This window comes from Sphingomonas oligoaromativorans (assembly GCF_011762195.1).
Taxonomy (GTDB): domain Bacteria; phylum Pseudomonadota; class Alphaproteobacteria; order Sphingomonadales; family Sphingomonadaceae; genus Solisphingomonas; species Solisphingomonas oligoaromativorans.
Genome location: NZ_JAASQK010000001.1, coordinates 246,637 through 263,840, shown reverse-complemented (window position 1 = coordinate 263,840; position 17,204 = coordinate 246,637). Strand labels below are relative to the sequence as shown.

Here is a 17,204-nt window from a genome sequence, read left to right as displayed (position 1 = left end):
GCGTCACAGCCGTCATCATATCTTATGTCCCCCTTAGACCATCTTTGTGGTCATCGCCCCATCATTGTCTTATCCGAACAGCCTCTTCCTTTGTCTTGGTGTCGTCAATCTCCGGCTCGTTGCATTGCAGCAACAGTCAGCCGGAAAGCGCCGGATAGTGTCTGTCGAGCCCATCAAGCGCGAGCTTGAGCGGCCCCAGCCACGGCTCGAAATGCCGCCACTGCTCCACGCCCTCGCGGAAGATCGGGCGGCGGACCTGCTCCGAACTCGCCGTCTGCACCGCGCGCTCCGTCTCCCAGAAGCGCAGGCAGGCGGGATCGAAGGGCAGCCCCAGATGATCGAGCAGCGCGCGGATCTCGGCCTCGGTGTCCGCCACCATCGCCTCGTGCGGCACGCGGTGGACGCGGCCGGGCAGCACCGCGTCGATCCGCGCCATCGCCGCGACATAATCGGCATAATAGCGGCCCATCTCCTCCAGAGAGTAGCTGAACGCCTGCCCCCGCGCGAAATGCTGCTTGAAGTTGGAGAAGCAGCAGCCGAGCGGATGGCGCCGCGTATCGACGATCTTCGCATTGGGCAGGATCAGGTGGATCAGCCCGATATGCGCCCAGTTGTTGGGCATCTTGTCGATGAAATAGGGCCGGTCGGTCTTGCGGTGGACGCGGACACCTTCGAGATATTCCTCGCCCAGCGCGCGGAGCTGCGCGGCGTCCAGCTCCGCCAGTACCTCGGGATAGCGCGACGGATCGGAGCGCGCCTTGCGCCCCGACAGGCGGTGCGCCAGCGCGAGCAGATCGGGCAGCTCGCGCGTCCCCTCGACCAGCGGGTGGCTGGCGAGGATCTGCTCCACCAGCGTCGAGCCCGAGCGCGGCATCCCCAGCACGAAGATCGGATCGGACGCATCCGCCCCCTGCCCTGCCCGCGCGGCGAAGAAGGCCGGCGTGAACAGCGCCGCCGAACGCGCGACGAGATCGCCCGTCTCGCCGGCGTCATGGTCGATCACCTGCCGCCTCAGCCGGTTGCCCTCGGCATAATGGCGGAAGGAGGCCTCCCACGCGGCCGCATCCTCGAACGCCTTGCCCAGCGCGAAATGAAGGTGGAAGCGATCCTCCGTGCCGATCTCGCCTTCGAGCGCCGCCTCCATGCGGGCGATGTCCCCGGCCGTGAAACGCACGGTCTTGAGGTTGGCGAGGCTCCACCACGCCTCGCCCAGGCCGGCGCGCAGATCGATGCTGCGGCGATAGGCGGCGACGCTGTCCTCCCGCCGGCCGACCGTCTTGAGCGCATGGCCGTAGCTCATCCAGACCACGGCCGTATCGGGCCGCTGCCGCAGCACCGCCTCGAACTGCCCGATCGCCTCGCCATGATCGCCGATCCGGCTCAGCACCGCGCCCTTGAGATTGCCGTAGGCGGCGTTGTCCGGCTCGTCCGCAAGCAGCCGATCGAGCTCGGCCAGCGCGTCGAGCGGCCGGTTCTGGCGATGCAGCACGGTGGCGAGGTTGTAGCGCGCGGGCGCGAAGCTGGGCGACAGTTCGATGGCGCGGCGCAGCAGTTTCTCGGCATCGGCGTTGCGCCCGATCCGGCCGGCCAGCTCCGCCAGCATACGGATCGCGGCGACGTCGGTCGGATGCTCGGCGAGCCATGGCTTGAGGATGCGCTCGGCGACGGGCAGGTCATTCTCCGCCAGCGCGATCGCCGCGCGGCGCAGCTCCGGGTCGTTCACCGAGGCGCGGATATGATGGGCATAGGCCGCGTCCGCCCCCGCCCCGTCGCCGATCAACATGAGCTGGTCGCCAAGCGTGCGCCAGGCGTCGGCGGATTCGGGATCGCGCGCCGCCGCCTCGCGCAGCACCCGGATCGCGTCGGCGCGCCGCCCCGTCGCCCCCAGCGCCTGCCCCAGCAGCAGCAGCCCGCGCGGGTGGCCCGGCGCCACCCGGAGGATTTCGCGCGCCTGCTCCATGGCCATCATCGGATCGCGGGCCAGCAGGGTGCGGGCGTGGGCCAGCGCCACCTCCAGCGTTCCGCGCGGTTCCGATGTCGTGACCATCACGCTGCGACCGTCCCCCTCAGCTAAATCGCGCCTCCAGCCAGCGCGTCGCGATGCCGATCGCCTCCTCGGGCGTGAACACGCTGTCGTCGAGGCACAGCTCCAGCCACAGCCCGTCGATCAGCGCGGTGATCGCCACCGCCTCCAGCCGATGGTCGCCGGGCGTCCGGCAATCGTCGAGCAGCCGCTCCACTTCGGCGCGATAGGCGGCGTAGGTCTCGGCATGGGCGGCGGCGACCAGCGGCATCGACTTGGTGAGGCTGAGCAGCCCGAGCCATGTCGCCAGCAGGTCCGCATCCATCACCGGCGGCCGGAAATTGCCGCAGACATAAGCGGTGAGCCGCGCGCGCGGATCGGCGCCGGCCGCCTCCACGGCCTCGGCCAGCGCGTCCCCCACCCGGTCGGACACCTGCCGGTAGGCGGCGGCGAGCAGCGGCTCCACGCCCTCGAAATGATGCGTCACGAGGCCGGGCGACACGCCCGCCTCCGCCGCGATCGTCCGCACCGACACGCCGCCCGCGCCATGGATCGCGAGCGCGCGCTCGGCCGCGTCGATCAGCGCCTGCCGCCGCTCGACCGGAGCCCGCCTGTATCCCGCCCGCGCCACGTCAGCGCGACGACAGCGTGGTGAGCAGGCTGTGCCACTGCACCAGCGCGCCGGGGATGGCGGCGACAGGCGCGCGCTCGTTCAGGCCATGGGCGAAATCGTCGGAGGGCTTCATGAACACCGCCGACACGCCATAGCTCGGCACGCCCTTGGCGCGGAAATAAAGGCTGTCGCTGGCGCCCGCCGCCATGTTGGGCACCACCGGCACGCCCGGATGGGCGAGGTCCACCGCCTTACGGACGGCGTCCATTACGTCGGGGCGGAGCGGCGAGGCGTCGCTCGCGGTCGGATCGCCGATGGTGGCGAAGCTGGCGTCCTTGTCGGCCACCACCTGCTTCAGCGTCGCCTCCACGTCGGCGATCTTCACCCCGGGGAAGATGCGGCAGTTGACGGAGACCGAGGCCTTCTGCGGCAGCGCGTTCAGCGCGTGCCCGCCCTGCAACATGGTCGCGACGCAGGTGGTGCGGACCTGCCCGATATATTCGGGTTCGGCCGAAAGCGTGGCGGCGGCCTCCGCATCCTTCGGGTTCGCGGCAAAGCGCCGCATCGCATCGCCGAGCGCGCCGGGCGTCTTCTCGGCCGTGGCCTTCAGATAGGCGATGGTCAGCTCGTTGGACTGGACCGGGAACTGATAGGCCGCGATCCGGTCGATCGCCCTGGCGAGGCGGTAGATCGCGTTGGTGTCGGGCGATCCGGGGCGGCTCGAATGGCCGCCGGGGCTCACGAAGCTGATCTCGAAATCGGCATAGGTCTTCTCGCCGGCCTGGAAGCCGAAGACCATCGGCTTGCCGCTCTCGTCGAGCGTGCCGCCGCCGCCGTCGCCATTCAGCACCAGCTCGGCGCCCTTGAGCTGATCGGCCAGCACGCGGGTGGTCGCCATCGCCGTCTCCTCGTCGCCCGAGAGCGCGAGGACGATGGTGCGGCGAGGCTTGTAGCCCTCCTTCTTCAACTGGGTGAGCGTGGTGACGACCATCGCCACGTCGAACTTGTTGTCGAGCGAGCCGCGCCCGTAGACATAGCCGTTCTCGACCACCGGCGTGAAGGGATCGCGCGTCCAGTCCTTCGGATCGGCGGCGACGACGTCCATATGATCGGAGATGACGAGCGGCTTCAGCGCCTTGTCGCTGCCCGGCCATGTGACGGTGAGCGTCCCCGTCTCGCCGATCGGCTGGAAGCGGATGTCGCTCTCCGCGAAGCCGGCCTGCTGGAACTGGCCGGCGAGATAGTGGGCGAAGGCGGGCACCTGATGGAGGCCCTCGACCGTCTTGAAGCTCACCGCCGTTTTGAGCAGCTCCAGCGCGCGATCCGCCTCGCCCGCCGGGGGCGTCGCCGGCAGCGCGAACGCCGCACCCGAAACGCCCAGCGACAATGCGGCCAGCATGGCCTTGCTCCAACGCGACATGAAATCCCCCGATCCGGTCTTGTTGGACAATCGTATCGTTGCCCGCCCGCCAGTCAACAGGCTGTCATATTGCCGCGACCAGCCGGTCGATGTCGTCGGCGCTGTTGTAGATATGGGGGGATAGCCGGATGCAGCCCTCGCGCGCGTCGACGAACAGGCAGGCCTCGCGGAGCTTCGCCAGTGTCGCGGCGGCATCGTCCACCGCGACGAGCACCGCATTGCCGCGCCTCTCGCGGGCCGAGTGGATGCGGCCGGGCAGGGCATCGTGGAGACGCTGGATCAGGCCCTGATTGTGCGCGTGGATCGTCTCCACGCCGATGTCGAGGATGCGCCCGATCGAATAGGCGCCTTGCGCGAAGGGCAGCACCGAGGGCGTGCCGCCCCAGAAGCGGCTGGCATCCCCGGCCGCGCGGAAATCATGGATGTCGAACGCGAAGGGATTGGCGTGCGAGAACCAGCCCACATCGATCGGATCGGTCGCGGCGAGCGCCGGGTCCGCCACCCAGAGGAAGGCCGCTCCCGGCCCGCCGCACAGGAACTTGACCGAGGAGCCGACGACGAAATCCGCGGCCCATTCCGCCACGTCGACCGGCACGACGCCCAGCGTCTGCACCGCGTCGACGATGGTGAACACGCCCTCCCGCCGCGCCGCGCGCGTGATCGCGTCGACCGGCAGCCGCGCGCTGCGGTTCGAGAAGGCATGGGTGACGAGCGCCACCTGCACGTCGCCGGCGGCCATCTCCGCCGCCCAGCGCGCCGCGTCCTCGACCTCCGCGCCCCGTGGCAGAAAGCGCGTGCGATAGCCCCGCGCCGCCGCCGCCGAGGCGACGAAGCCGATCGAGGGGAAGTCCTCCTCGCTCAGCAGGATCACGTCCCGCCCCGCCCGTTCGGGCAGCGCGTGGATGATCTTGGCGACCGCGCCCGACACGTTGGTCTGCGGGCAGACCTGATCCACCCGCGCGCCGATCAGCCGCGCCACCGCCTCCCGGAAGCCCGTCACCGCCCCCAGCCAGGCGGGCCAGGCGTCTCCGCCCGCCTCGCTCCATGGCTGGTAGAAGGCCTCGGCCACCGCCGCCTCCGATCCGCGCGGCAGACAGCCGACCGAATGGCTGAGCAGATAGACGCCCTCGGGCATGTGGAAGTGCGCTCTCATGGGTTGGGGTGGTTGCATCGCTCGCGGCCAAGTGCAAGGCAGTCCGCCACCAGACGGAGGGGATGATGGGTAGCCTTGCCGAGGGCTTCGATCGCTGGATTCGAGGCGCGTTCGTGGAGATGAACAGCGCGCTGGAGGAACTCTATTTCGCGCAAGGCGATCGCGGCCGGGTCGAGGGCGTCGGCGATGCGATCAAGCAGGCGCTGCATGACGAGGGCCATGCCCATGTCGTGGCGCTGTGGCGCGAGGGGAATACCGGCGACGGCTTCGAGAGCGCGTTCGGCGTGCTCGGCAATGTCGGCATGTATCTGGCGGCGCTGCGCCGGCACGAGCTGACCAACCCGGCGCGCGAGGAGCGCTCCCCCTTCCGCGAGGCCTCGTCCCTGGCGCTCGACGTCGGCACCGCGATCGGCATGGCGCCGCGCTTCGCCACCGCGCATCTCGCCACGCACAACCGGGCGATCCACGGGGTCCGCAAGAGCTTCACCGATCTGGCGGACGAGTTCCTCTTCATCGACGAGAATGCGCGCGGCATCCTCGCCTTCCAGCGCGCCGCCGACGCGCTCGGCCGGATCGTGCCGCTCGGCGTCACCAATCCGGTCGCCGACACGCTCTTCGCCGCCGCCGCCGATGCGCTGCGCGAGGTGATCGCGATCAACCGGCGCCTGTTCGACCAGCTCGACGTGGCGCGCTTCTTCTGGAGCGTCAGGCCCTACTACAAGCCGTACCGCGTCGGCCGGCAGGAGTATCGCGGCGCCAATGCCGGGGATTTCTCCGGCATCAACGAGATCGACCTGCTGCTCGGCCTCTGCCGCGCGAGCGATCCCTATTATGCGCAGCTTCTCGTCGACAAGATGGCGTTCATGCTGCCCGGCGATCAGGCCCGGCTGCGCGACACGATGCGCCACAGGAGCCTGATGGACGAGTTCCTCGCGCTCGCCGCCGATCATGCCGGGGCGGACTGGTTCCAGGCGAACGCCCGCGCCTTCCTCGACATCTGCGATCTCTATGCCGAGACGGCGCGCCAGCATCATGACGCGCTCGTCCGCCGCTTCATCGAGGAGCCGTCGGCGGGCCTGCCCGAGAACCGGATGGCGGGGCTCACCGCCTCCGGCCCGCCGCTCGCCGTGCTGCTGCGCTCGCTGGAGACGCTGCGCGACTTCCGCATGGCGGCGCCGCGCCCCGATATCGAGACGCGGGCGGACGACCTCGCCCGGCTGCGCGCGGCTGTCGGCTAAGCCTTGGGCGGCTGGCCGAGCGCGGCCCAGTCGCGGGTGCCGCCATCGGCCGCGATGATCGCGTCCATCCGCTCCGCGAGCTGGCGGATGAAGGGGATGTCCGCCCCCTCGCCCGCCGCCGCGAGCGCAAGGCCGACATCCTTGCGCCCGAGGATGAGCGGGAAGCCCGCCGGCTCGAACGTCTCCGCCGCGATCAGCGGGCCGTAGACGGTCATCATCCGGCTGCCGAAATCGGTCTCTTGGAAGAAGCCGGCCATCGCCTCCGGCGCGACGCTCTCGGCGGCGGCGATGCGATAGGCCTCGCTCAGCGTCTCGATGATCGCCGCGATCGAGGCGTTGGCCGCGAGCTTCGTCACCGCGGCCATCGCCGGCTCCGCGCCCATCCGCAGCACCCGCACGCCGATCGCCTCGAACAGGGGCTCAAGCCGCGCCAGATTCTCGTCCTCCCCGCCCGCGATGATCGAGAGCCTGCCTGCCGCCGCCGCATCCGGCCGCCCCAGCACCTGCGCCGAGACGAAACGCTGCCCCCGCGCACGATGCGCCTCCGTCAGCCGCTTGGTCAGCGCCACGCTCACCGTGCTGCACGAGACATGGAGCACGCTCTCGCCACCTGAGAGGATGCCGCCCTCGCCCTCCGTCACCGCCTCCAGCGCGGCGTCGTTGGCGAGCATGGTGAAGACGATCCCCGCCTTCGCGGCCCCGGCCGGCGTGTCCGCCCGCACCGCCCCGCGCTCCACCAGCGCATCGGCCTTGGCGGAATCGCGGTTCCACACCGTCAGGCGATGGCCGGCCTCCAGCAGGCGCCGCGCCATGCCCTGCCCCATCTGCCCGAGCCCCACGAAACCTGCATCCATGTCCTTGTCTCCCATCGCCGCAGCGCACGCGGTGAGGATGGGAAGCCCGGCCGCCTCCCGCAATGAGCCGCTTATGAACAAACGGTCATCTACCCCTCATTGCGTTGCAAATGCCGAACCGTGAGAAGGGGGCATGATGGCGTATCGGCGCATGACGGAGCGCCGCATCGGACGGGGGCTCGCAATCGGCGTCGGCATCGTTGTCGGGGCCGTCGCGCTTGTTCTGATGCTGGCGGAAAATGGCAGCTTCCAGCGGTTCGGCCGCGGGGGCGGCGCCGTCACGTCCATCCCCGGCCTGACCATCGGCGACACCCACGACCAGATGCCGATCGTCACCAGCGTCCGCTCCGACGGCGCGGCGGAGCGGGCGGGCATCCGCGTCGGCGACGAGATCGAGGCGATCGACGGCCATGCCGTCCACAATGTCGCGGCGTTGCGCGCCGTGATGCTGCGGCAGGGGACACGACGTCTGGCGCTTCATATCCGGCGCGGAGATGCGGTATGGACGATCGCGATCGACCGCAATGAACCCGCGGGCGATGCCATGGCGGCGACGGGGACAAGATATGGCGCAGAAAATCCTGCTGATTGAGGACGACGCGCAGACCGCAGGCTATATCGTCAAGGGGCTGACCGAAGAGGGCATGACGGTGGATCATGCCGCCAACGGCCGCGACGGGCTCTTCCATGCGACGGACGGCGGCTATGACGCGATCATCCTCGATCGGATGCTGCCGGGGATGGACGGCATGGCGGTGCTCGGCGCGATCCGCGCGGGCGGCATCCATACGCCGGTGCTGATGCTCTCGGCGCTGGCGGCGGTGGATGACCGGGTGGCGGGGCTCACCGCCGGATCGGACGATTATCTCACCAAGCCCTTCGCCTTCGCCGAGCTGCTCGCGCGCCTCCGGCTGATGCTGCGCCGGGGCGGAGGCAGCGCCCAGCCGACCACGCGGCTTTCCTGCGGCGGGCTGGAGATGGACCTGCTCTCCCGCAAGGTGAAGCGGGATGCGCGCCCGATCGAGCTTCAGCCGCGCGAGTTCCGGCTGCTCGAATATCTGCTGCGTCACAAGGAGCAGGTCGTCACGCGCACCATGCTGCTGGAGGGCGTGTGGGATTATCATTTCGATCCCGGCACCAACGTGATCGACGTGCATGTCAGCCGCCTGCGCCGCAAGATCGACGATGGCGAGACGGTGCCGCTGATCCACACGGTGCGCGGCGCGGGTTACCGCCTCGGAACGGAGGCCTGAGCGCGACGTGAGGCTGCCGGCGATCCTTCGCTCGTCGACGACCCGCTTCTTCGCGCTGGTCTTCATCCTCCAGCTCATCTCGGGGACGGCGCTGCTGCTGTTCGTGCGGCACATCATCGCGGACGAACTGGAGCGCACCTCGCGCACGCTGGTGACGGCGCTGCGCGACGATCTGATCGCGGATTACGAGCATGAGGGCTCGCGCGGCCTGAGGCAGCTCATCGCCACGCGCCTCGCCACCACCGGCGCGCGCGACGCGGCCGTGCTGCTGGACGATCCGGTCGGCAACCATCTCGCCGGCAATATCGAGGATTGGCCGCCCTTCCTGCCCTTCAACGCCGGCTGGCAGGTGACGCCGCCGCTCTACCGCGTCGGGCGCGACAAGCCCGAGCAGATGGGCGTGATCTCCACCAAGCTGCCCGACGGCACGCACCTGCTCGTCGGCCATGTCATCGAGGGCGATCTGCGCGTCCGCCGCCTCACCGGCGAGGCGATGATCGCGGCGCTGCTGCTCGCCATCCCGCTCGCGCTGCTCGGCGCGATCGTGGCGACGCGGGTCATCACCGCGCGCGTCGAGCGCATCGCCGAGACGGCGCGCCGCGTCGGCATGGGCGACCTCTCGCTCCGCGTCCCCGCCGATGAGAGCCGAGGCGATGCGTTCGGAGACCTCGCCGATGCGATCAACCTGATGCTCGCCCGCATCGAGGCGCTGGTCGCGGAGCTGCGCGTCGTCACGGACTCGCTGGCGCACGATCTGCGATCCCCCCTCACCCGCCTGTCGGCCACGATCGACCGGGCGATGCGCGAGACCGATGACGAAGCCGCCGTCGCCGCGCTGGAGCGCGTGGGCGCCGAGGCGGACACGCTGCTCGCCATGCTCTCCACCGCGCTCCAGATCAGCCGCGCGGAAGCCGGCATCGGGCGCGACCGCTTCGTCTCCACCGATCTCGGGCGGATGCTGGAGGATCTAGCCGAGGTCTACGGCCCGCTCGCCGAGGAGCGCGGCTTCACGCTCACCGCCAGCGGCCAGGGCCATGCCGACGTCCATCGCGAGTTGGTCGGCCAGGCGCTCGCCAACCTCGTCGACAATGCGATGAAATATGGGCGCGCGGGCGGGCATATCCGCCTCTCGGTCGCCAGCCATGGGGATTTCGTGTCGCTGCTGGTCGACGATGACGGGCCGGGCATCCCCGCCGATCAGCGCGAGCAGGCGCTCCGCCGCTTCGGCCGGCTCGACCCGGCGCGGCAGCCCGGCGGCGCGGGGCTCGGCCTCGCGCTCGCCGCGGCGGTCTCTCGCCTGCACGGCGGCGGCATCGAGCTGGGGGACAACCAGCCGGGCCTCTCGGTCCGGCTGTCGCTGCCTCGCGTACGGGCCTAGGCGCTCGCCTCCACCCGGCCGGTGCGCTGGAGCTTGCCCCAGCCGACCCATGGACCCGACAGCGCCGCGCCCACCGCGCGGAGCACCACCGAATACATGAGCTGGCGATAGACGAAGCGCTGCGCCAGCAGCAGATGGCCCGGATAGAATTGCCGCCGCGGCTCCAGCCGATAGGCGATCCAGCCGCAGATCAGATCGATCGACGTGAAGGCCACCCAGTAGACGCCCATGCGCAGCACGTCGCTCTGGGTCTGCGCCCAGCCGTGCTGGTGGATGCGGAGGATCGTCGAGACGATGCTGATGCCGAGCGCGAGATCGATGATCGGCGAGATCATCGCGAACACGATCTGGAACAGCCACGCCTGCGGGATGCCGACCAGCGCGAGGCCGGCTGGCTTGCGCTCGCGCAGGATGGCGCGGTGCTTCCACAGGCATTGCAGCGTGCCGAACGCCCAGCGGAAGCGCTGCTTGGCGAGCGCGCGGAACGTTTCGGGCGCCTCCGTCCACGCTACCGCGTCCACGTCATAGGCGACGCGCCAGCCGACGCGCTGGATGGCGATGGTGAGATCCTGATCCTCGGCCAGCGTGTCGACCGGATAGCCGCCCACCGCGTCCAGCGCCGAGCGACGCCATGCGCCGACGGCTCCCGGCACCACGGTGATCGCGTCGAAGCGGCTGAGCGCGCGGCGTTCGAGATTCTGCGCCGTCACATATTCCACGGCCTGCCAGCGGGTGACGAGGTTCACCCGATTGCCGACCTTGGCGTTGCCGGCGACCGCGCCGATCTCCTCGTCCGCGAACCAGCGCGCGAGGCGCGCGATGGTGGTCTTCTCGAACTGGGTGTCGGCGTCGAGCGCCACGATCACGTCACCGCTCGCCAGCGTCATGCCCCGGTTGAGCGCAGCCGCCTTGCCGCCGTTGGTGAGCGTCAGCACGCGCACGCGCGGTTCGCCAGCAAAGGCCTGGTTGACGATCTCGCTGGTGCCGTCGGTCGATCCGTCGTCGATGACGATCACCTCGAGCCGCACCTGCTCGCTCTCCAGCACGCGGCGGATCGAGCTTTCGATCACCCGCGCCTCGTTGAAGGCGGGGATCAGCACCGAGACGAAACGGTTGGGATCGATCTCGGGCACCGGCTCCTTCGCCTGCTCGCGCTTCGAGAAGATGGCGAGGATCGCCATCAGCACGGCGCGCGAGATACCGAGCGTGATCGCCACGAAGAACAGCCACTTCAACGTCGCCAGAAGCCCGGCGAGGAACAGGAAGATGCCGACGTCGGCCCGAACCGCCACCAGATCCTGGCCCGAGATGGTGGGCATCACCTGCTGCGGCGTCAGCCCGACGAGCTGCGACACGGTGACGAACTTATAGCCTTTCGCCTTCAGCGTGCGGATCAGGATCGGCAGCGCCTCGACCGTTTCGCTGCGGTCGCCGCCCGCATCGTGGAGCAGCATGATGTTGCCGGACCGTTCGGCGTTGCTCGCCAGCACGCCCTCGATGCCGTTGCGGATGATCGTGGCCGCGCCGGGGCGCGTCCAGTCCTCGGTGTCGACATGGAGACCGACATTGACATAGCCGTCGTCCTGCGCGCGCAGCGCGGGGATGAGTTCGTCGTCGGTCGTCGGCTCGGCGTCGCCGAAATAAGGGATGCGCAGCAGGCGCGTGCCGCGGCCGGTATAGGCCTCGATCAGGCGCTGCGTGGCGTTGAGCTCGATATTGATGCCGCGCCCTGAGGCGAGCGCCATGTTCGGATGCGTATAGCTGTGGTTCCCGATCTCGCCGCCTTGCGCGATGATGCGGTTGAGCAGGCCGGGGTGGCTGACCGCATTCTCGCCGATCACGAAGAAGGTGCCGGGAACGCCCTCCTTCTTCAGGATATCGAGGATCTTCGGCGTCCACACCGAATCCGGCCCGTCGTCGAAGGTCAGCGCCACCATGCCCGGCTGATAGCCGGTGCGGGTGACCACATAGGGCGTCGGCAGGCTCTCATACGCCTCGCCGCGGATCAGGTTGTTGCCGTCGGCCGTGATGGTGCGGTGGCCGGTGGTGGGCGTATCGGTGATGCGCAGCACCTCGCCATTGCCCTCGACGTCGACGTCGCCGACCGAGCGCAGCGAGCCGAGATCGGGCACCTTCCGGCTCTCGAACGCCTTGAACGCATCCCAGACGCCGGGGTCTTCCGAACCCAGTCGCCATAGCGCCACGCCCGAAACGCCGATCGCGTCCGCCGCGCGGAGCTGGTTCCACGCGGTTGCGGCGTCGAGGAACCAGACGGAATGGGGCACGCCGTCGTCGTCGGCATAATCGAAGGTCGGGTTGCCGCTCTCCGGGTCGAAGCGGATCTGCGATTCGCTGTCGTGCGCGGTCAGCCACGCATCCTCGACCGAGACGATGCCGGCCTCCTTGTTCCCCTTCTTCCAGTCATAGCCGTAATTGGCGATGGCGACGATCGACTTGGCCGGGCCGATGGCGGCGACCGCCTCGCGCATCCGGTCGACGAACCAGCGCTGCGAGGCGACAGGCCCCGGCTCGCTGCTCGTCTCATGCTCGTCATAGTCCATGATGAACAGGCGATCGGCGATCTGGGCATAGGCCTTCAGGTTCCACTCGGGATTGCCGACCGGGACGGCAACCGTCACCATCAGCCCCTTGGCGCCGAACCGCGCCTTCGCCTCGGCGATGAAGCGCAGATAATCGCGCTGGGCGGTGACGGGCAGATCCTCGAAATCGAGCGCCACGCCGGCCGCCTGCCAGCGCACCAGCATCGGCTCGATCTGGTCGAGCAGGCGCGCGCGCGCCTTCGGATCGCGCAGCAGCGCCGCGAAGCCGGGGCCGTCGGGCTGGCCGTTGGAGAAGTTCTGGACGAGCGGCAGGATCTTGGGCCGGCTGCTGCCCTGACGCAGCACCGCGTCGAGCACACGGTCGTTCAGGGCCGTGAAGTCGTGGTTCGGGCCGTTCACCGTCGCCAGCACCGGCACCAGCCAGTCGATCTGGCCGATGTGGCGGACGAGCGAGGTGCGCGAGGCATCGTCCCACGGCACATAGAAGGCGACGACCTGCTGATGCACGGCGGCGGCGGCCCGCTCCTGCGCGCCGGTCGAGACCGGCAGCCAGCCGCCCAGCGCGCGCTTCAGCACGCGGCGGACATGCGCGATCTGCGCCGGCAGCGGGCGCGGCTGCGCACGTTCGATGCGGATATCCAGCGGGCTCGGCACCGGGACATGGACGATCGTCAGCGCGAAGACGCAGGCGGTGATCGCCAGCGCGATAATCAGCGCGAACAGGGCTCGAAGCGACCAGCGCTTCCGCCTGCCGCTGGGATCGTAGAAAACCGGGGCCTTCATATCACCTGTTACCCCACCCTCACGCAAAAACGAAAACGGCGCCCGGCCGGGAGTGGGTAGCCGAGCGCCGTTCCGTCATGCATCGGCGTGACAGGGTCCAGGCCCGCCGACGCCGTTGACCGTAGCCGTGGCGCCTCAGCGGTGCCGTGACCTCGGCATGAAGGATCGGTAATGTCTTCCCCGGACGCCCCGGCCGGGCGTTCGCATCAAGCCTTATCCTGCCGCGAACGCCGTGGGAACCTCTGCCGGCCTCAAATCTCCCAGATGATGGCGTCGCGCAGGATGTGATCGACGATCCGCTCTGCCGCGGCCTCCGCCGACATCCGCGTGGTGTCGATGCGAATCTCTGGATTTTCAGGGGCTTCGTAGGGGCTGTCGATGCCGGTGAAATGCTTCAGTTCGCCCCGTCGCGCCTTAGCGTAGAGGCCCTTCACGTCGCGCCGCTCGGCATCGGCCAGCGGGGTATCGATGTGAATCTCGACGAACTCGCCCTGCGGCAGCATCCGGCGCACCATCTCGCGCTCGGCCCGGAAGGGCGAGATGAAGGCGGTGAGCACGATCAGCCCGGCATCCGCCATCAGCTTGGCCACCTCGCCGACGCGGCGGATATTCTCCACCCGGTCCGCGTCGGTGAAGCCCAGATCCTTGTTGAGCCCGTGGCGCACATTGTCGCCGTCGAGCAGGAAGCTGTGCCGCCCGAGCGCGTGGAGCTTCTTCTCCACCAGATTGGCGATGGTCGACTTGCCCGCCCCCGACAGGCCCGTGAACCAGAGCAGCTTGGGCGCCTGGTTCTTGAGCCGCGCATGGGCCTCGCGGGTGACGTCGATCGCCTGCCAGTGGACATTCTCCGCGCGGCGCAGCGCGAAGTGGATCATGCCCGCCGCGACGGTCGCGTTGGTGAGCTTGTCGATCAGGATGAAGCCGCCGAGCGCACGGTTCTCCTGATAGGCCTCGAACACCAGCGGGCGATCGGTGGAAAGGTTCGCCACGCCGATGGCGTTCAGCTCCAGCGTCTTCGCCGCGAGCTTCTCCATCGTGTTGACGTTGATCTGATATTTGGGCGCCTGCACTTGCACGGTGACGGTCTGCGCGCCGAGCTTCAGCCAATAGGGCCGGCCCGGCAGCATCGCCTCCTCGGCCATCCAGACGAGGCTCGCCTCGAACTGGTCGGCGGCCTGCGGCGGGTTGGAGGCGACCGCGATCACGTCGCCGCGCGAGCAGTCGATCTCGTCGGCCAGCGTCAGCGTGACCGACTGGCCCGCCACCGCTTCCGGCAGATCGCCGTCGAGCGTGACGATGCGCTCCACCGTCGAGGTCTTGCCCGAGGGCAGCACCCGGATCGCATCACCCGGACGGACCACGCCCGCCGCAATCTGCCCCGCGAAGCCCCGGAAATCGAGGTTCGGGCGGTTCACCCACTGCACGCTCATGCGGAACGGCCTGGCCTGCTCCGCCTCGGCATCGACCTCGACGCCTTCGAGATGCTCGATCAGCGTCGGCCCCTGATACCAGGGCGTGTTCTCGGACCGCGTCGTGATATTGTCGCCGACGAAGCCCGAGATCGGCATGGCGACGAAATCCGCGATGCCGATCGAGTCGGCGAAGGCGCGGTAATCCGCCACGATCACGTCGAAGGTGGCCCGGTCATACTCGACCAGATCCATCTTGTTCACCGCCAGCACGATATGCCGCACGCCGATCAGATGCGCGAGATAGCTATGCCGCCGCGTCTGGGTCAGCACGCCCTTGCGCGCGTCGATCAGGATCACGGCGAGGTCGGCGGTGGACGCGCCCGTCACCATGTTGCGCGTGTATTGCTCGTGGCCGGGTGTGTCGGCGACGATGAACTTGCGCTTCTCGGTCGCGAAGAAGCGATAGGCGACGTCGATCGTGATGCCCTGCTCGCGCTCGGCGGCGAGGCCATCAACCAGCAGCGCGAAGTCGATCGCCTGCCCCTGCGTGCCGACGCGCCTGGAGTCCGCTTCGAGCGCCGCGAGCTGATCCTCGAAGATCATCTTCGAATCATAGAGCAGCCGCCCGATCAGCGTGGACTTGCCGTCGTCGACCGATCCGCAGGTGATGAAGCGCAGCAGCGACTTGCGGCGATGCCGGTCGAGATAGGCGTCGATGTCGGCGGCGATCAGCGCGTCGGCGCGATAGCTGGAGGTGTCGTTCATCAAAAATACCCCTCCTGCTTCTTCTTCTCCATGCTGGCGTCGCCCCCGTCGCGATCGATGGCGCGCCCCTGCCGCTCGGACGTGGTGGTGAGCAGCATCTCCTGGATCACCTCGCTGAGCGTCGCCGCCTCGCTCTCCACCGCGCCGGTCAGCGGATAGCAGCCCAATGTGCGGAAACGGATCGAGCGCATCACCGGCTCCTCGCCCGGCTTCAGGCGGAAACGCTCGTCGTCCACCATCAGCAGCAACCCATCGCGCTCCACGGTCGGGCGCGGGGCGGCGAAATAGAGCGGCACGATCGGGATATTCTCAAGCTGGATATACTGCCAGATGTCCAGCTCGGTCCAGTTGGAGATCGGGAAGACGCGAATGCTCTCGCCCTTGTTCTTGCGCGCGTTGTAGAGGTTCCACAGCTCCGGGCGCTGGTTCTTCGGATCCCAGCGGTGCGAGGCGGAACGGAAGGAGAAGATGCGCTCCTTGGCCCTCGACTTCTCCTCGTCGCGCCGCGCGCCGCCGAAGGCCGCGTCGAAGCCATAATGGTCGAGCGCCTGCTTCAGCCCTTCCGTCTTCCACATGTCGGTATGGAGCGCGCCATGATCGAACGGGTTGATGCCCCGCTCCATCGCCTCCGGGTTGTGGTGGACGAGCAGGTTCATGCCGCTCTCCGCCGCCATCCGGTCGCGCAGTTCGTACATCGCCTTGAACTTCCACGTCGTATCGACATGGAGCAGCGGGAACGGCGGCGGCGAGGGATAGAAGGCCTTGCGCGCCAGATGCAGCATCACGGCCGAATCCTTGCCGACCGAATAGAGCATCACCGGCCGCGTCGCCTCCGCCACGACCTCGCGCATGATGTGGATGCTTTCCGCCTCCAGTCGCTGGAGATGGGTGAGGCGTTCGGCGGCGAGGGGAAGGACAGTCATGATGCGCCTCGTTTGGCGGGCAATGGGCCGGCTTGCCAGACTCGCTTTCTTCTTACCCCCAAAGCTCGGCTGTCAGGCGGCGAGATGGAGCGCGCCGTGCAGCCGCTCGGTCCATTCCGGGCGGCTGACGAGCAGGTCCGGCATCCAGCTTTCCGGCTGGTTGTAGACGAGCGGGCGGCCGTCGAGCGTGGTGGCATTGAGCCCCGCTGCCTTGGCGATGGCGACGGGCGCGGCCGAGTCCCACTCATATTGCCCGCCGGCATGGAGATAGGCGATCGCATCGCCGCGCAGCACCGCCATGGTCTTGGCGCCCGCAGAGCCCATCGGCAACATCTCGACATCGAGCTTGGCGCAGGTCTTGATCGCGCATTCGGGCGCGCGCGAGCGGCTGACGAGAATGCCGGGCTTCTTGTGGAGGTCCGCCAGCGTCGCCTTGTCGGAACGCCATAGCGTCCCGCGCGCCGGCTCCGCGACTGCGCCCACCACCGGTTCGCCGTCGATGGTGAGCGCGACATGCACCGCCCAGTCGTCCCGGCCCTCGGAATATTCGCGCGTGCCGTCGAGCGGATCGATGATCCACACGCGACGCTTCTCCAGCCGCGCCTTGTCGTCGGCGCTTTCCTCCGAGAGGAGGCCGTCGTCGGGCCGCTGGTGGCGGATGGCGCGCACCAGGAAGGCGTTGGCGGTCTGGTCCCCCGCCTCGCCCAGCGCCTTGCCGGTGAGCAGGTTGCAACGCCTCAGGTCGAGGAGGACACGCCCCGCAACGTCGGCGAGGCTGGCAGCAAGATCAATGTCGTTCACGAGCGCCAAAATGAGGCCCGAACGCGC

13 protein-coding genes are annotated in these 17,204 nt (G+C 68.8%); 4 read left to right on the top strand and 9 right to left on the bottom strand.

The features are described from left to right. Nucleotides 1-136: 136 nt before the first annotated feature. The 4 genes from FHS98_RS01340 to FHS98_RS01325 all read right to left on the bottom strand — a co-directional run bounded on the left by FHS98_RS01340 (nt 137) and on the right by FHS98_RS01325 (nt 5,209). Nucleotides 137-2,047, bottom strand: coding sequence for a tetratricopeptide repeat-containing sulfotransferase family protein (locus FHS98_RS01340; protein ID WP_167098674.1), 1,911 nt, complete (start codon nt 2,045-2,047; stop codon nt 137-139). A 19-nt stretch (nt 2,048-2,066) separates the two neighbouring features. Beyond that, the gene (locus tag FHS98_RS01335; protein ID WP_167098671.1) at nt 2,067-2,654 is read right to left on the bottom strand and encodes a TetR family transcriptional regulator C-terminal domain-containing protein; all 588 of its coding nucleotides are present in this window, start codon (nt 2,652-2,654) and stop codon (nt 2,067-2,069) included. A 1-nt stretch (nt 2,655) separates the two neighbouring features. Next, complete coding sequence (locus FHS98_RS01330; RefSeq protein ID WP_208401901.1) at nt 2,656-4,056, bottom strand: M20/M25/M40 family metallo-hydrolase; 1,401 nt, start codon at nt 4,054-4,056, stop codon at nt 2,656-2,658. Between the two features lie 64 nt (nt 4,057-4,120). Beyond that, entirely contained in the window at nt 4,121-5,209 is a 1,089-nt protein-coding gene (locus FHS98_RS01325) for an aminotransferase class V-fold PLP-dependent enzyme (protein WP_167098668.1), read from the bottom strand. Between the two features lie 62 nt (nt 5,210-5,271). Between FHS98_RS01325 and FHS98_RS01320 the strand changes: the two genes are divergently transcribed. Then, nucleotides 5,272-6,447 (top strand): PrnB family protein, encoded by a 1,176-nt coding sequence (locus FHS98_RS01320; protein ID WP_243847801.1) that lies wholly within the window; start codon nt 5,272-5,274, stop codon nt 6,445-6,447. On the opposite strand, the gene FHS98_RS01315 is transcribed toward FHS98_RS01320, so the two are convergent. Continuing rightward, nucleotides 6,444-7,301 (bottom strand): NAD(P)-dependent oxidoreductase, encoded by an 858-nt coding sequence (locus FHS98_RS01315; protein ID WP_167098665.1) that lies wholly within the window; start codon nt 7,299-7,301, stop codon nt 6,444-6,446. The genes FHS98_RS01320 and FHS98_RS01315 overlap by 4 nt on opposite strands. 133 nt (nt 7,302-7,434) lie before the next feature. Here FHS98_RS01315 and FHS98_RS01310 point away from each other — a divergent pair, with 133 nt between their 5' ends. The 3 genes from FHS98_RS01310 to FHS98_RS01300 are packed head-to-tail and all read left to right on the top strand — an operon-like array spanning nt 7,435 to nt 9,932. Further along, on the top strand, nt 7,435-7,893 hold the full coding sequence (locus tag FHS98_RS01310) for a PDZ domain-containing protein (RefSeq protein WP_167098662.1): 459 nt from the start codon (nt 7,435-7,437) through the stop codon (nt 7,891-7,893). Further along, on the top strand, nt 7,868-8,554 hold the full coding sequence (locus tag FHS98_RS01305; protein WP_167098659.1) for a winged helix-turn-helix domain-containing protein: 687 nt from the start codon (nt 7,868-7,870) through the stop codon (nt 8,552-8,554). Before FHS98_RS01310 ends, FHS98_RS01305 begins: the two co-directional genes overlap by 26 nt. A 7-nt stretch (nt 8,555-8,561) precedes the next feature. Further along, nucleotides 8,562-9,932 carry an ATP-binding protein gene (locus FHS98_RS01300; protein ID WP_167098655.1) on the top strand — a complete coding sequence of 457 codons (1,371 nt, stop codon included), beginning with the start codon at nt 8,562-8,564 and terminating at the stop codon, nt 9,930-9,932. Here the strand turns inward: FHS98_RS01300 and FHS98_RS01295 are convergent. The 4 genes from FHS98_RS01295 to FHS98_RS01280 all read right to left on the bottom strand — a co-directional run bounded on the left by FHS98_RS01295 (nt 9,929) and on the right by FHS98_RS01280 (nt 17,186). Further along, nucleotides 9,929-13,276: a trifunctional glycoside hydrolase family 18/polysaccharide deacetylase/glycosyltransferase family 2 protein gene (locus tag FHS98_RS01295; protein ID WP_167098652.1), complete on the bottom strand. Its 3,348-nt coding sequence runs from the start codon at nt 13,274-13,276 to the stop codon at nt 9,929-9,931. The two genes, FHS98_RS01300 and FHS98_RS01295, sit on opposite strands and share 4 nt — an antisense overlap. Before the next feature lie 251 nt (nt 13,277-13,527). Then, nucleotides 13,528-15,453, bottom strand: coding sequence for a sulfate adenylyltransferase subunit CysN (gene cysN / locus FHS98_RS01290; RefSeq protein WP_167098649.1), 1,926 nt, complete (start codon nt 15,451-15,453; stop codon nt 13,528-13,530). Next, nucleotides 15,453-16,376 (bottom strand): sulfate adenylyltransferase subunit CysD, encoded by a 924-nt coding sequence (cysD, locus tag FHS98_RS01285; RefSeq protein ID WP_167098646.1) that lies wholly within the window; start codon nt 16,374-16,376, stop codon nt 15,453-15,455. Before cysD ends, cysN begins: the two co-directional genes overlap by 1 nt. 72 nt (nt 16,377-16,448) lie before the next feature. Continuing rightward, a complete protein-coding gene (locus FHS98_RS01280; RefSeq protein ID WP_167098643.1) occupies nt 16,449-17,186 on the bottom strand; it encodes a 3'(2'),5'-bisphosphate nucleotidase CysQ in 738 nt (245 codons plus the stop codon). Nucleotides 17,187-17,204 lie beyond the last annotated feature (18 nt).